The 13,009-nt window shown below is 65.1% G+C and carries 12 protein-coding genes; 11 read left to right on the top strand and 1 reads right to left on the bottom strand.

The window, feature by feature from the left end; translation table 11 throughout:
* Window position 1: 1 nt before the first annotated feature.
* Window positions 2–838, top strand: coding sequence for a cytidylate kinase family protein (locus ACZYSP_RS18435; protein ID WP_093079774.1), 837 nt, complete (start codon window positions 2–4; stop codon window positions 836–838).
* 284 nt (window positions 839–1,122) lie between these two features.
* Here ACZYSP_RS18435 and ACZYSP_RS18430 read toward each other — a convergent pair whose 3' ends face one another.
* Entirely contained in the window at window positions 1,123–1,731 is a 609-nt protein-coding gene (locus tag ACZYSP_RS18430) for a Crp/Fnr family transcriptional regulator (RefSeq protein WP_093057638.1), read from the bottom strand.
* Between the two features lie 153 nt (window positions 1,732–1,884).
* Here ACZYSP_RS18430 and oxc point away from each other — a divergent pair, with 153 nt between their 5' ends.
* The 10 genes from oxc (at window position 1,885) to pyk (ending at window position 12,958) form a co-directional block, all read left to right on the top strand.
* Window positions 1,885–3,711 (top strand): oxalyl-CoA decarboxylase, encoded by a 1,827-nt coding sequence (gene oxc / locus ACZYSP_RS18425; protein ID WP_093177422.1) that lies wholly within the window; start codon window positions 1,885–1,887, stop codon window positions 3,709–3,711.
* Window positions 3,712–3,742: 31 nt separating this feature from the next.
* Entirely contained in the window at window positions 3,743–5,005 is a 1,263-nt protein-coding gene (gene frc, locus ACZYSP_RS18420) for a formyl-CoA transferase (RefSeq protein ID WP_093177424.1), read from the top strand.
* A 74-nt stretch (window positions 5,006–5,079) separates the two neighbouring features.
* A complete protein-coding gene (locus ACZYSP_RS18415; RefSeq protein WP_093079768.1) occupies window positions 5,080–5,526 on the top strand; it encodes a PAS domain-containing protein in 447 nt (148 codons plus the stop codon).
* Window positions 5,523–6,770: a formyl-CoA transferase gene (frc, locus tag ACZYSP_RS18410; RefSeq protein ID WP_093057514.1), complete on the top strand. Its 1,248-nt coding sequence runs from the start codon at window positions 5,523–5,525 to the stop codon at window positions 6,768–6,770. The genes ACZYSP_RS18415 and frc (ACZYSP_RS18410) overlap by 4 nt, the downstream gene beginning before the upstream one ends.
* A gap of 232 nt (window positions 6,771–7,002) precedes the next feature.
* Complete coding sequence (locus ACZYSP_RS18405; protein ID WP_093057515.1) at window positions 7,003–7,320, top strand: HAD family hydrolase; 318 nt, start codon at window positions 7,003–7,005, stop codon at window positions 7,318–7,320.
* 32 nt (window positions 7,321–7,352) lie between these two features.
* Complete coding sequence (sucC, locus tag ACZYSP_RS18400; RefSeq protein ID WP_489015765.1) at window positions 7,353–8,525, top strand: ADP-forming succinate--CoA ligase subunit beta; 1,173 nt, start codon at window positions 7,353–7,355, stop codon at window positions 8,523–8,525.
* A 226-nt stretch (window positions 8,526–8,751) separates the two neighbouring features.
* On the top strand, window positions 8,752–9,651 hold the full coding sequence (sucD, locus tag ACZYSP_RS18395) for a succinate--CoA ligase subunit alpha (RefSeq protein WP_093057517.1): 900 nt from the start codon (window positions 8,752–8,754) through the stop codon (window positions 9,649–9,651).
* Between the two features lie 51 nt (window positions 9,652–9,702).
* Window positions 9,703–10,479, top strand: coding sequence for a fumarylacetoacetate hydrolase family protein (locus tag ACZYSP_RS18390; RefSeq protein ID WP_489015762.1), 777 nt, complete (start codon window positions 9,703–9,705; stop codon window positions 10,477–10,479).
* Window positions 10,480–10,526: 47 nt separating this feature from the next.
* Window positions 10,527–11,543 carry a 2-dehydropantoate 2-reductase gene (locus ACZYSP_RS18385; RefSeq protein ID WP_093177591.1) on the top strand — a complete coding sequence of 339 codons (1,017 nt, stop codon included), beginning with the start codon at window positions 10,527–10,529 and terminating at the stop codon, window positions 11,541–11,543.
* Window positions 11,540–12,958: a pyruvate kinase gene (gene pyk / locus ACZYSP_RS18380; RefSeq protein WP_093057520.1), complete on the top strand. Its 1,419-nt coding sequence runs from the start codon at window positions 11,540–11,542 to the stop codon at window positions 12,956–12,958. The genes ACZYSP_RS18385 and pyk overlap by 4 nt, the downstream gene beginning before the upstream one ends.
* The last annotated feature ends 51 nt before the right edge of the window (window positions 12,959–13,009 follow it).

Below are 13,009 nucleotides of genomic sequence, written 5' to 3'. Positions count from 1 at the left end.
CATGCCTGTGATCGCACTGACCCAGGAGATGGGTTCCCTCGCGAAAGACGTTTCGCTGAAACTCGCCGAAACGCTCGGCCTCGCCGTGATGCGCCATGAAGTCATCGAGCACGTGGCAGACCGCATGCAGGTCTCCACGAGCCTGATCGGCCGGCTGCGCGGCGGCAAGGCCGGTCTGGTGGAGCGCCTGACCACCGACTCGCGCAGCGTGGCGCTCTACACGGCCGAGGAACTGTTCGCGCTGGCCGACCGTGGCAATGTGGTGCTGCGCGGCTGGGGTGCCACCTGCCTGCTGCGGCCGGTGCCGCACGTGGTGTGCGTGCGCATCACGCGTTCGCTGAAGAAGCGCGTCGAGTGGCTGATGGGCGACCTCGAAACCGACGACGCCGAATTTGCCGAAGCCGAGATCCGCCGCAGCGACCAGGCGCACGCCGCGCGCATGCACGCGCAGTTCGGCGTGACCTGGGGCGACCCGGTGCTCTACGACCTGGTGCTCAACACCGACCGCCTGTCGGTCGAGAGTTGCGTCGAGCAGATCCGCCTGATGGTGAACCGGCCCGAGTTCGCAGAAACGCCGGCGTCGCGTGCGCTGCTTGCCAACATGGCGCTGGAAGCGCGTGTGCGCGCCGCGCTGAAGGAGCATGAGGCCACGCGCGACATCAACGTGACGATCACCGCGAACCAGGGCGAGGTGATGCTGCGCGGCATCGTGCTCAACAGCGATGAGCGGGCGCAGGCCGAGGCGGTTGCTGCGGAGGTGTCAGGCGTCAGTGGTGTCCACAACCAGCTCAGGTTGATGGCAAGCACGCGGCGTTTTGCTTCGGCGAAGCAGACGTAGGTTTCTTTCGGGGGCGCGCTCACGCCGACGGGGTACCTTGCTCCGCGAATGTCCCCCGGCCTGCGGCCTCCTCCTTTATTTCGCTGCGCAAGGCACCCCATCGACGTGATCGTTCAGCGCAGCGTTTGATCGGCCCGCACAACGACTGCGCCGATGTGCGAATGGCATCGGGTGCTCCCCGCAGCGAAATAAAGGAGGAGGCCGCAGGCCGGGGGACATTCGCGGAGGGGAGTACCCGGTGTCATTCGCACGTACCCCGAACAAACCCGAACGAACGAAAGAAGCTAAATCTTCCCGCGCTTCCTCAACCGACTAAGGGTTTCTGCTGAGAGATTCAGATACGAAGCCAGCTCCTTGCTCGGAATCCGGTCCTCGAGCTCCGGATGCTTTCGGATGAACCGATGCACGCGCCCCGCCGCATCGAGCAAATGCAGCGTGATCGTGTGCGCCATGATCTCGCTCATGCCCCGCATCACCAGGAACTCGAACAGTTCCTTGGTTTCCGCATGCCGGTTCAGAAAGGCGATCCATTCCTTCAGCGGAAGGCTCGCCACCCGCGCCTTCGTCACGCAGACGATGCCGTAGGGCGTGGGCGTGCCCAGCCGCAGCGCGGCGTAGCTCGTTTCCATGTCGTTCTCGTCGGCGAAGCGAAGGATCATTTCCTTGCCCTCCGGGTTGCTCACCACCCGCTTGAGGATGCCGTCGAGGATGAAGTATTGCTCCATCTCCCGCACGCCCTGATGCAACAGGAATTCGCCCTTGTTGCCGTCCACGATGACGAGATGGGTTTCCAGTTCGGCGCGGTCGGCTTCGCTCAGGTCCTTGAGAAGGATGTTCTGCCGGAGCTGGGCACGAATGATGTTTTTCTCCGGGTGGTTTTCCAACAACGTCATGGTCACCGTCTTGCTCGATTTTTTCGCTGCCGGCGCCATTCATCGGGGCGCGCCGTTTTCGGGAAAGTTGACCGAGGTCAACGGCCGAAAGCTTGAGCCCGAATCATAGTCTTGGCTCGGGCCTTGGCCATTCACCCATGCAGAAGGAGAGACATGTCTTCAGTCAGAACAGAGAAAGAGGCAACCACCACGCTGGACGATGCCCTCAAGCCCGTGAAAACCCGCGATGCCGATGGCGAACAAGTGGTTCGCGCCATCAAGAGCTTGACGGAAGACGCGCCGGCCGCCGAGACCATCGACGGCTTCCATCTTGTCATCGATGCGCTCAAGCTCAACGACATCGACACCATCTTCGGCCTGCCCGGCATCCCGATCACCGACCTCACGCGCATGGCCCAGGCCGAAGGCCTGCGCGTCATCTCGTTCCGCCACGAGCAGCACGCCGGCAACGCCGCAGCAGCAGCCGGCTTCCTCACGCAGAAGCCCGGCATCTGCCTGACCGTGTCGGCCCCCGGTTTTCTCAACGGCCTCACCGCGCTGGCCAACGCCACCACCAACTGCTTTCCGATGATCCTCATCAGCGGCTCCAGCGAGCGCGAGATCGTCGACCTGCAGCAGGGCGACTACGAGGAAATGGACCAGCTCGCCATCGCCAAGCCGCTGTGCAAGGCCGCCTTCCGCGTGCTGCATGCTGAAGACATCGGCGTGGGCATTGCACGCGCCATCCGCGCTGCGCTGTCGGGCCGCCCGGGCGGTGTGTACCTCGACCTGCCCGCCAAGCTGTTCGCGCAGACCATGGACGCAGCGGCCGGCAAGAAGTCGCTCATCAAGGTGGTCGACCCCGCGCCGCGCCAGATCCCGGCTCCCGATGCCGTCAAGCGCGCGCTTGACCTGCTCAAGGGCGCAAAGCGCCCGCTGATCCTGCTCGGCAAGGGCGCTGCCTACGCACAGGCCGATGCCGACATCCGCGCATTCGTCGAGAAGACCGGCATTCCCTACCTGCCGATGTCGATGGCCAAGGGCCTGCTGCCCGACACCCATGTGCAGTCGGCCGCTGCCGCGCGCTCCTACGTGCTGCAGGAAGCCGACGTGGTGCTGCTGGTCGGTGCGCGCCTGAACTGGCTGCTCTCGCACGGCAAGGGCAAGACCTGGGCGCAGGAAAAGGGCGCCAAGCAGTTCATCCAGATCGACATCGCGCCGACCGAGATCGACAGCAACGTCGCCATCGAAGCACCCGTGATCGGCGACATCGGCTCCTGCGTTGCCGCGCTGCTGGCCGGCATCGATGCCAAGTGGGCCAAGCCGCCGGCCGAGTGGACCGGTGCCATTGCCGAGCGCAAGGACAAGAACCTGTCGAAGATGGCCGTCACGCTGGCCGCGCGGCCCTCGCCGATGAACTTCCACAGCGCGCTCAGCGTGATCCGCGACCAGGTGAAGGCGCGGCCCGATGCCATCGTCGTCAACGAAGGCGCCAACACGCTCGACTTCGCGCGCAGCATCGTCGACATGTACGAGCCGCGCAAGCGCCTCGACGTGGGCACCTGGGGGATCATGGGCATCGGCATGGGCTTCTCGGTGGCCGCGGCCGTGGTCACCGGCAAGCCGGTGATCGCCATCGAGGGCGACAGCGCCTTCGGCTTCAGCGGCATGGAGGTGGAAACCATCTGCCGCTACAACCTGCCCATCTGCGTCATCGTCTTCAACAACAACGGCGTCTACCGCGGCACCGACGTGAACGCCAGCGGCACACCCGACGTGGCGCCCACCGTGTTCGTCAAGAACGCGCGCTACGACAAGCTGATGGAAGCCTTCGGCGGCGTCGGCGTGCACGCCACCACTGCCGATGAACTCCAGAAGGCCCTGGCCGAGGCCGTCGCCTCGGGCCGGCCCACCCTGATCAATGCCGTCATCGACGAGACCGCGGGCACCGAAAGCGGCCGCATCACGAGCCTGAACCCCAGCACGGCGAAGAAGAAGTAACCCGAGTTCCATCATTCAAGGAGATATCCAAATGAGCAGCAGCAACAACAAACCACTCAGCGGCATCAAGATCATCGACTTCACGCACGTGCAAGCCGGTCCCGCCTGCACGCAGATGCTGGCCTGGTTCGGCGCGGACGTCATCAAGGTCGAGCGCCCGGGCGCCGGCGACGTCACGCGTTCGCAGCTGCGCGACATTCCCGATGTCGATGCGCTGTACTTCACCATGCTCAACAGCAACAAGCGCTCGCTGACGCTGGACACCAAGCAGCCCGAAGGCAAGGTCGTGCTGGAGAAGCTGATCCGCGAATCCGACGTGCTGGTCGAGAACTTCGGCCCCGGCGCGCTCGATCGCATGGGCTTCACCTGGGAACGCATCCAGGAACTCAATCCGAAGATGATCGTCGCCTCGGTCAAGGGCTTCAGCGACGGCCACCACTACGACGACCTGAAGGTGTACGAGAACGTCGCGCAGTGCGCAGGCGGTGCCGCCTCGACCACCGGCTTCTGGGACGGCCCGCCCACCGTGAGCGCTGCCGCCCTTGGCGACAGCAACACCGGCATGCACCTGGCCATCGGCATCCTCACGGCCATCATCGGCCGCCAGCAGACCGGCAAGGGCCAGCGCGTGGCCTGCGCGATGCAGGACGCGGTGCTCAACCTGTGCCGCGTGAAGATGCGCGACCAGCTGCGCCTCGACAAACTTGGCTACCTGGAGGAATACCCGCAGTACCCGCACGGCACCTTCAGCGACGTGGTGCCGCGCGGCGGCAATGCCGGCGGCGGCGGCCAGCCGGGCTGGGTGCTCAAGTGCAAGGGCTGGGAGACCGACCCGAACGCCTACATCTACTTCACGGTGCAGGGCCATGCCTGGGCTCCGATCTGCGACGCCATCGGCAAGCCCGAGTGGAAGACCGACCCCGACTACACGACCCCGAAGGCACGCCAGCCGCACATCACCGACATCTTCGCGACCATCGAAGGCTGGCTGGCCGACAAGACCAAGTTCGAGGCGGTCGACATCCTGCGCAAGTTCGACATTCCCTGCGCGCCGGTGCTGACGATGAAGGAGCTGCTGCACGACCCGTCGCTGCGCGCCAGCGGCTCCATCGTCGAAGTGCCGCACAAGGAGCGCGGCAGCTACTTCACCGTGGGCAGCCCCATCAAGTTCTCGGACCTCAAGCCCGAGATCACCGGCTCGCCGCTCCTGGGCGAGCACACCGACGAAGTGCTGGCGGAGCTGGGCTACAGCAAGGACCAGATCTCCAACCTGCGCGAAGCCAAGGCTGTGTAGGCCGGGTTCGCTGCGGGGGCTTCACCCCCTGCAGTGAACGACGACATGTAGACAGGCAGCGCCGGGAGGCACGTATGCAAACGAACCTGGATTTCAAGCAGCTCGTCGAAGGCGCCGGCGACGCGATCATGGTGTGCGATGCGGCAGGCGCGATCACGTTGTGGAATCGCGCCTCCGAGCGCATCTTCGGCTTCACCGAAGCCGAGGCGCTCGGCAAGTCGCTCGACCTGATCATTCCCCAGCGCCAACGCCAGCGGCACTGGGACGGCTACAACAAAACGATGGAAACCGGCGTCACCAAGTACGGCGCCGACCTGCTGCGCGTACCGGCGCTGCACAAGGACGGGCACACGCTGTCGATCGCCTTCACGGTGTCGATGCTGTTCTCCGCCGATCACGAGGTCACGGGCATCGTTGCCATCGTTCGCGACGAGACCGCCCGCTTTGCCGAGGAGCGCAAATTGCGCGCCCGTCTGGTAGAAGTCGAAGCCACGATGATCAAAGAAGGAGACAGTCAATGAGCAAAGCACTCGAGGGCGTTCGAATCCTCGATTTCACCCATGTGCAGTCCGGCCCCACCTGCACCCAACTGCTGGCCTGGTTCGGTGCCGACGTGATCAAGGTCGAGCGCGCAGGCGAAGGCGACGCAACGCGCGGCCAGCTGCGCGACATTCCCGGTGCGGACAGCCTCTACTTCACGATGCTGAACCACAACAAGCGCTCGATCACGCTGGACACCAAGAAGCCCAAGGGCAAGGAAGTTCTCGACAGCCTGATCAAGACCTGCGACGTGCTGGTCGAGAACTTCGCGCCTGGCGCACTCGACCGCATGGGCATTACCTGGGCCCACATCCAGAAGCTCAACCCTCGCATGATCGTGGCTTCGGTCAAGGGCTTCGGCCCCGGCAAGTACGAGCACTGCAAGGTTTATGAGAACGTGGCCCAGTGCGCCGGCGGCGCGGCATCGACCACCGGTTTCGAGGACGGCCCGCCGCTCGTGACCGGCGCGCAGATCGGCGACAGCGGCACCGGCCTGCACCTGGCGCTCGGCATCCTCGCCGCGCTGTTCCAGCGCAACAGCACCGGGCGTGGCCAGCAGGTGCTCGCGCCCATGCAGGACGCCGTGCTCAACCTGTGCCGCGTGAAGATGCGCGACCAGCAGCGCCTGGAACGCACCGGCACCATGCACGAGTACCCGCAGTACCCCGACGGCAAGTTCGGCGACGCGGTGCCGCGCGCCGGCAATGCATCGGGCGGCGGCCAGCCCGGCTCGATTCTCAAGTGCAAGGGCTGGGAGACCGACCCCAACGCATACATCTACTTCATCACGCAGGCGGCCGTGTGGCCTGCGGTGTGCAAGGTCATCGGCGAAGAGGGCTGGATCAACGACGAGGCCTACGCCACGCCGGCCGCGCGCCTGCTGCACCTGAAGCCGATCTTCGCGCGCATCGAGCAATGGACCATGACCAAGACCAAGTTCGAGGCCATGGACATCCTCAACGAGTACGACATTCCCTGCGGGCCGATCCTCTCGATGAAGGAGATCGCCGCGGACGAATCGCTGCGCGAGACCGGCACCATCGTCGAGGTCGACCACCCGGTGCGCGGCAAGTACCTGACGGTGGGCAACCCCATCAAGATGTCCGACAGCCCGACGGTGGTGACGCGTTCGCCGCTGCTCGGCGAACACACCGAGGAAGTGCTGCGGCAGCTCGGCTACGGCGCGGACGAGCTGGAGACATTGCGGGCCGAACGCGTGATCTGAGGCACGGCGGGCGCAGGCCCGTTGCCATCGTGAGTTGAAAAGAATGCGCTGCCCGCGGGTGGCGCGGAAGGCCCTTGGGCGCGCGGATTTCGCGCCTTCCATGCATAACTCATGGCGAATGGTTTTTATAAATTCATTTAATTTTTATTTATTGTCCATCGACCCTACATTTTGGACTCGCCGGGATTTTTCATCCGATTCATCAATTCGGCATTCATTCAAGGAGAAGGTCATGGAAAACCATTCACCCATTCAGTACTGGCGCGACGAAATCGAGCGCAATGCCTATAACGCAGCATTCTTCGAATTGGGGCTGCGCTGGCATTGGGACGGCGAAACCTACGACCGCCTGATGGGCCTGAGCCAGAGCGCCAACGAGCGGATCGGCCACTACCTGAAGACCCATCAGCCGCATCTGCTGAAGGCCTACGACGCCGAATTCCTGGCCGAGGCAATTGAGCAGAAGAAGGAATTGCACAGAAAGCGGGAAATGGCTTCGTCGAGCTATTTCAATTGGGCGGAAAGCCACGGCGTCGAGCTCGGCGCCTGAAATTCCTTGCAAATAAACAGCCTGCTGCGACCATGAACATCCACGAATACCAGGGCAAGGACGTGTTGCGCCAATACGGCGTGGCGACACCCCGTGGATTCGTCTGCCGTTCGCCCGACGAGGCGGCAGACGCCGCCGCCCGTCTCGGTGGCCGGGCCTGGGTGGTCAAGGCGCAGATTCATGCGGGCGGCCGCGGCAAGGGCGGCGGCGTGAAGCCCGCGTGGTCCGTCGCCGAAGTGCGGCGGCACGCGGACCAGATGCTCGGCATGACGCTGAAGACGCCGCAGACCGGCCCCGAAGGCCGCGTGGTGAAGCGGCTGCTGGTCGAGGAGAGTGTCGAGATCGACAAGGAGCTGTACCTCGGCTTCGTGGTCGACCGCAATTCGCAGCGCGTGGCGCTGATGGCGTCGAGCGAAGGCGGCACGGACATCGAGGAGGTGGCCGCACGCACGCCCGAGAAGATCCACAAGCTCTTCATCGATCCGGACACCGGCCTGCGGATTGCCGATGCAGACGGCATCGCGCGCCGCATCGGCATTGCCGAGCGCTCGGTGGTGCAGGCGCGCGTGTTCATGCAGAACCTCTACCAGGCCTTCGATGGCAGCGACGCTTCGCTGGCCGAGATCAATCCGCTGGTGCTCACACGCGACGGCCGAGTGATTGCGCTCGACGCCAAGTTCGACTTCGACGCCAACGCGCTGTTCCGCCAGCCGGAGATTGCCGCGATGCGCGACTTCGACGAAGAAGATCCGGTGGAGGTCGAGGCCTCGAAGTTCGATCTTTCGTACATCGCGCTCGACGGCGACATCGGCTGCCTGGTCAATGGCGCGGGCCTTGCGATGGCGACGATGGACGCAATCAAGCTCTACGGCGGTTCGCCCGCCAACTTCCTCGACGTGGGCGGCGGTGCAACGGCGGAGAAGGTGACAGAGGCCTTCAAGCTGATGCTGCGCAACCCGAAGCTCAAGGCAGTGCTCGTCAACATCTTCGGCGGCATCATGAAGTGCGACGTGATCGCGCACGGCGTGGTCACTGCCGCGCGCGAGACCGGCCTCACCGTGCCGCTCATCGTGCGCATGAAGGGCACCAACGAGGACCTGGGAAGGACCATCCTCGCGCAGTCTGGACTGTCGATCATCAACACAGACGACATGGCCGAGGCTGCACAGCGGGCCATCGGTGCGGCTCGGAACTGGATGCGCTAGGTATGAACGCCTGCTCCCTCATTCGCTGCGTCGTTTCGGGGCACGCTCATGCCGACGGGGTACCTTGCTCCGCGAATGTCCCCCGGCCTGCGGCCTCCTCCTTTATTTCGCTGCGCAAGGCACCCCATCGGCGTGATCGATCAGTGCGGTCGTTGATCGGCCAGCGCCAGAGCCAGAGCTGTACACGCACCCCGAAGCCAAGCAACCCCAAGATGGAGCAAATGAAATGTCCATCCTGATCAACAAGCACACCCGCGTCATCACGCAGGGCATCACCGGCAAGACCGGCAGCTTCCACACACAGGCTTGCCTTGAATACGGCAACGGCAAACACTGCTTCGTAGCAGGAGTGAACCCGCTGAAGGCAGGCGGCTCACTGGCCGGCATCCCGATCTTCGGCACCGTGAAAGAGGCAAAGGCCGAGACAGGCGCCACCGTCTCCGTGATCTACGTGCCACCAGCCTTCGCAGCAGCGGCAATCGACGAAGCAGTCGATGCTGAACTCGACCTCGTCATCTGCATCACCGAAGGCATCCCGGTGCGCGACATGATCCGCACCCGCCACCGCATGCAGGGCCGCAAGACGTTGCTGCTCGGACCCAACTGCCCAGGGCTCATCACGCCCGGCGAAATCAAGATCGGCATCATGCCGGGCCACATCCACCAGCGCGGTCGCATCGGTGTCGTCTCGCGCTCGGGCACGCTGACCTACGAGGCCGCGAGCCAGCTCGCGAGCTTCGGCATCGGGCAGTCGACTGTGGTCGGCATCGGCGGCGACCCGGTCGGCGGGCTGCGGCACATCGACGTGCTGAAGATGTTCAACGACGACCCGCGCACCGACGCCGTGATCATGGTCGGCGAGATCGGCGGCGATGCTGAAGAGGAGTGCGCGCGCTGGATCCGCGACCACATGCGCAAGCCCGTGGTCGGCTTCATCGCAGGCGCCAGCGCACCGCCCGGCAAGCGCATGGGCCATGCGGGCGCCATCATTTCCGGCGGCCGCGGCACTGCCGAGGAAAAGCTCGCGGTGATGAAGGAATGCGGCATCCACGTGACGCGCAATCCGGCCGAGATGGGAAAGCTGCTCGCCTCGCTCGTCATCCCCGACTACCTCCCGTTCGACTGACTGACGGTAGGCCGCCCAGAATTTTCATCAATCCAGAAAGCAGATAACAACATGGAACAGCAGCAGAAGAAATGGGTCCGCTTCGAGCATGCCGGTGGCATCGGCTTCGGCACACTGGAAGGCGATGCCGTGCACGAGCGCCAGGGCGACATGTTCAGCAGCTCGGAGCTCACGGGCCGCGTGTTCGCACTGGCCGGGCTGCAACTGCTCACGCCCACCGAGCCGACCAAGGTGATTGCGCTGTGGAACAACTTCCACGCATTGGGCGCAAAGCTGAGCCTGCCGGTGCCGGCCGAGCCGCTGTACCTGCTGAAGACGCCCAATTCATATCTCGCCCCCGGCGCTCCCATCCGCAAGCCGCTGTGCGACGGCAAGGTGGTGTTCGAAGGCGAGCTCGGCATCGTGATCGGCAAGACCGCCACCGCCGTCTCCGAAGCCGATGCGCTCGACCACGTGTTTGGGTACACCTGCGCCAACGACGTGACGGTGGCCGACATCCTCAATCGCGACGCATCGTTCGCGCAGTGGGTGCGCGCCAAGGGCTTCGACACCTTCTGCCCGATGGGCCCGGTGGTTGCCACCGGCCTCGATCCCGCAACGCTCACCGTGACCACGTTGCTCAACGGCGAGGTGCGACAGAACTACCCGATCAGCGACATGCGCTTTTCGGTGCAGCAACTCGTGAGCCTCATCTCGCAGGACATGACGCTGCACCGCGGCGACGTGATCCTCTGCGGCACCTCGGTCGGCGTCGGCTCCATGAAGCCCGGCAGCCTCGTGGAGATCGAGATCGACGGCATCGGCAAGCTCAGCAACCGCTTCGGCTGACACATCGCCGAAGGGTCGCGCAACGAATTCAACTCTTGGGGATCGACATGAAGATTGCAATCATCGGCGCGGGCGCCATCGGCGGACTGGTCGGCGCGAAGCTCGCGCTGGCCGGCGAAGACGTGACGTTCATCGTGCGCGGCGCCAATCTCGATGCCATTGGCAAGAACGGCATCAAGCTGATCTCGGCCGAAGGCGAGGAGCAGGTGGCGCGCAACGTCAAGGCCACCGACCGCTATGACGAAGCCGGCCCGCAGGACATCGTCGTCCTCGCGATGAAGGCCCACCAGGTCGAGGCGGTGGCCAACGACGTGCCAAAGCTGTTCGGGCCCGAAACGGTGGTCGTGACGATGCAGAACGGCATCCCGTACTGGTACTTCCACCAGCATGGCGGCGCGCTCGCGGGTACGCCGGTGCGCAGCGTCGATCCCTCGGGACTCGTTGCCACGAAGATCCCTGCGCAGCGCGTGATCGGCTGCGTGGTGTATCCGGCATCGGAGCTGATCGCGCCTGGCGTGGTCAAGCACATCGAAGGCGACCGCTTCCCGGTCGGCGAGCTCGATGGCTCGGCGAGCGAGCGTGTGAACCGTGTCTCTGCCTGCTTCACCGGCGCAGGCTTCAAGGCACCCGTGCTCGACAACATCCGCTCCGAGATCTGGCTCAAGCTGTGGGGCAACCTGACCTTCAACCCGATCAGCAGCCTCTCGCATTCGACCCTGGTCGACATCTGCCAGTATCCGCCGTCGCGCGAGCTTGCCGCCGCGATGATGCGCGAGGCCCAGGCCGTTGCGCACAAGCTCGGCATCGAGTTCCGCGTGACGCTCGAAAAGCGCATCGCGGGCGCGGAGAAGGTCGGCAAGCACAAGACATCGATGCTGCAGGACGTGGAAGCAGGGCGCGCACCAGAGATCGATGCGCTGGTGGGCGCGGTGGTCGAGCTGGCCCGTCTCACCGAAACCCCGACGCCGCACATCGACACCGTCTACAGCCTGGTCAAGCTGCTCGCGCGCACCATGGAAGACCAGCGCGGCCGCGTCAAGCTCCATGAAATGACAGCAGCATGAGACGCACACGCAGCGCAAAGATCGTCGCCACGCTCGGCCCGGCCACCACCGACGAGCCGGCCATCCGCGCGCTGTTCGAGCGTGGCGTGGACGTGTTCCGGCTCAACTTCAGCCACGGCACGCAGCACGACCACGCGCGGCGTCTGGAAACCATCCGCCGCCTCGAGAAGGAATTCAACCGGCCCATCGGCATCCTGCTCGATTTGCAGGGGCCCAAGCTGCGGCTGGGCACTTTCGAAGGCGGTCGCGCGCAGCTCGACGCGGGCGCGCGCTTCCGGCTCGACATGGACAAGACCAGCGGCAGTGCACGCCGCGCGCCGCTGCCGCATCCGGAAATCTTCGCCGCGCTGCAGGACGGCACCGAGCTGCTGCTCGACGATGGCAAGCTGCGGCTGCGCGTGGACAGCCACGGCGCCGACTTCGCAGAGACCACGGTGCTGGTCGGCGGGCCTATCTCCGATCGCAAAGGCGTCAACGTGCCGAGCGTGCTGCTGCCGATTTCGCCGCTGACACCGAAGGACCGCGACGACCTCGACTTCGGCCTGTCGATGGGCGTCGACTGGGTTGCGCTCTCGTTCGTGCAACGGCCGGAGGACATCGAGGAGGCGCGCGCCATCATCGGCACGCGCGCCTGGATCATGGCCAAGCTGGAGAAGCCCGCGGCCATCGAGCATCTGGATGCGATCGTCGCGCTGTGCGACGGCCTGATGGTGGCGCGCGGCGACCTCGGCGTGGAGCTGCCGCCCGAGCAGGTGCCCGAGCTGCAGCGCCTGATCGTGCGCGCCTGCCGCAAGGGCGGCAAGCCGGTGGTGGTGGCGACGCAGATGCTCGAATCGATGATTGCCTCGCCGGTGCCCACGCGCGCCGAGGTGTCGGACGTTGCAACCGCTATCTACGACGGCGTCGATGCGGTGATGCTCTCGGCCGAATCGGCCTCGGGCAAGTACCCGCTCGAAGCGGTCGCGATGATGGACCGCATCATCGTGCGCGTGGAGGCCGATCCTTCATACCGCGCGGGCATCGACGCCACGCACGATGCGGCGCTGTCGACCACGGCAGATGCTGTCTGCGCCTCGCTGCGCCAGGTGGCCGCGCTGCTCGCGCCGGCCGCCACCGTGACGTACACCTCCTCGGGCTTCACCAGCCTGCGCGCGGCGCGAGAGCGCCCGGCGGTGCCGATATTGAGCCTCACGCCCGACACCGTCGCGGCGCGCCGCATGGCGATGGTGTGGGGCGTGCATGCGGTGCTGGTCGACGACGTGCACGACGTGGGCGAGATGATCGAATGCGCCTGCCGCACGGCACGCGCCGAGGGCTTCGCGAAGGCGGGCGACGACGTGGTGGTGGTCGCGGGCCTGCCCTTCGGGCAATCGGGCACCACCAACCTGCTGCACGTCGCGCGGATACCGGACTGAAGCGGACTGAGCGCGCGGCGCCAGCGCAGGCGTTGGCGCGCTGTACGATGC

The sequence above is a fragment of the Variovorax sp. F042 genome (assembly GCF_057814215.1).
The sequence above is the reverse complement of the archived record's forward strand: the minus strand, read 5'-3'. Positions and strand labels throughout refer to the sequence as shown.

Bases quoted from the DNA above. Each gene is read 5' to 3' on its own strand.
- ACZYSP_RS18435 (WP_093079774.1), top strand. From the start codon at position 2: ATGCCTGTGATCGCACTGACCCAGGAGATGGGTTCCCTCGCGAAAGAC.
- ACZYSP_RS18430 (WP_093057638.1), bottom strand. From the start codon at position 1,731: ATGACGTTGTTGGAAAACCACCCGGAGAAAAACATCATTCGTGCCCAG.
- oxc (WP_093177422.1), top strand. From the start codon at position 1,885: ATGTCTTCAGTCAGAACAGAGAAAGAGGCAACCACCACGCTGGACGAT.
- frc (WP_093177424.1), top strand. From the start codon at position 3,743: ATGAGCAGCAGCAACAACAAACCACTCAGCGGCATCAAGATCATCGAC.
- ACZYSP_RS18415 (WP_093079768.1), top strand. From the start codon at position 5,080: ATGCAAACGAACCTGGATTTCAAGCAGCTCGTCGAAGGCGCCGGCGAC.
- frc (WP_093057514.1), top strand. From the start codon at position 5,523: ATGAGCAAAGCACTCGAGGGCGTTCGAATCCTCGATTTCACCCATGTG.
- ACZYSP_RS18405 (WP_093057515.1), top strand. From the start codon at position 7,003: ATGGAAAACCATTCACCCATTCAGTACTGGCGCGACGAAATCGAGCGC.
- sucC (WP_489015765.1), top strand. From the start codon at position 7,353: ATGAACATCCACGAATACCAGGGCAAGGACGTGTTGCGCCAATACGGC.
- sucD (WP_093057517.1), top strand. From the start codon at position 8,752: ATGTCCATCCTGATCAACAAGCACACCCGCGTCATCACGCAGGGCATC.
- ACZYSP_RS18390 (WP_489015762.1), top strand. From the start codon at position 9,703: ATGGAACAGCAGCAGAAGAAATGGGTCCGCTTCGAGCATGCCGGTGGC.
- ACZYSP_RS18385 (WP_093177591.1), top strand. From the start codon at position 10,527: ATGAAGATTGCAATCATCGGCGCGGGCGCCATCGGCGGACTGGTCGGC.
- pyk (WP_093057520.1), top strand. From the start codon at position 11,540: ATGAGACGCACACGCAGCGCAAAGATCGTCGCCACGCTCGGCCCGGCC.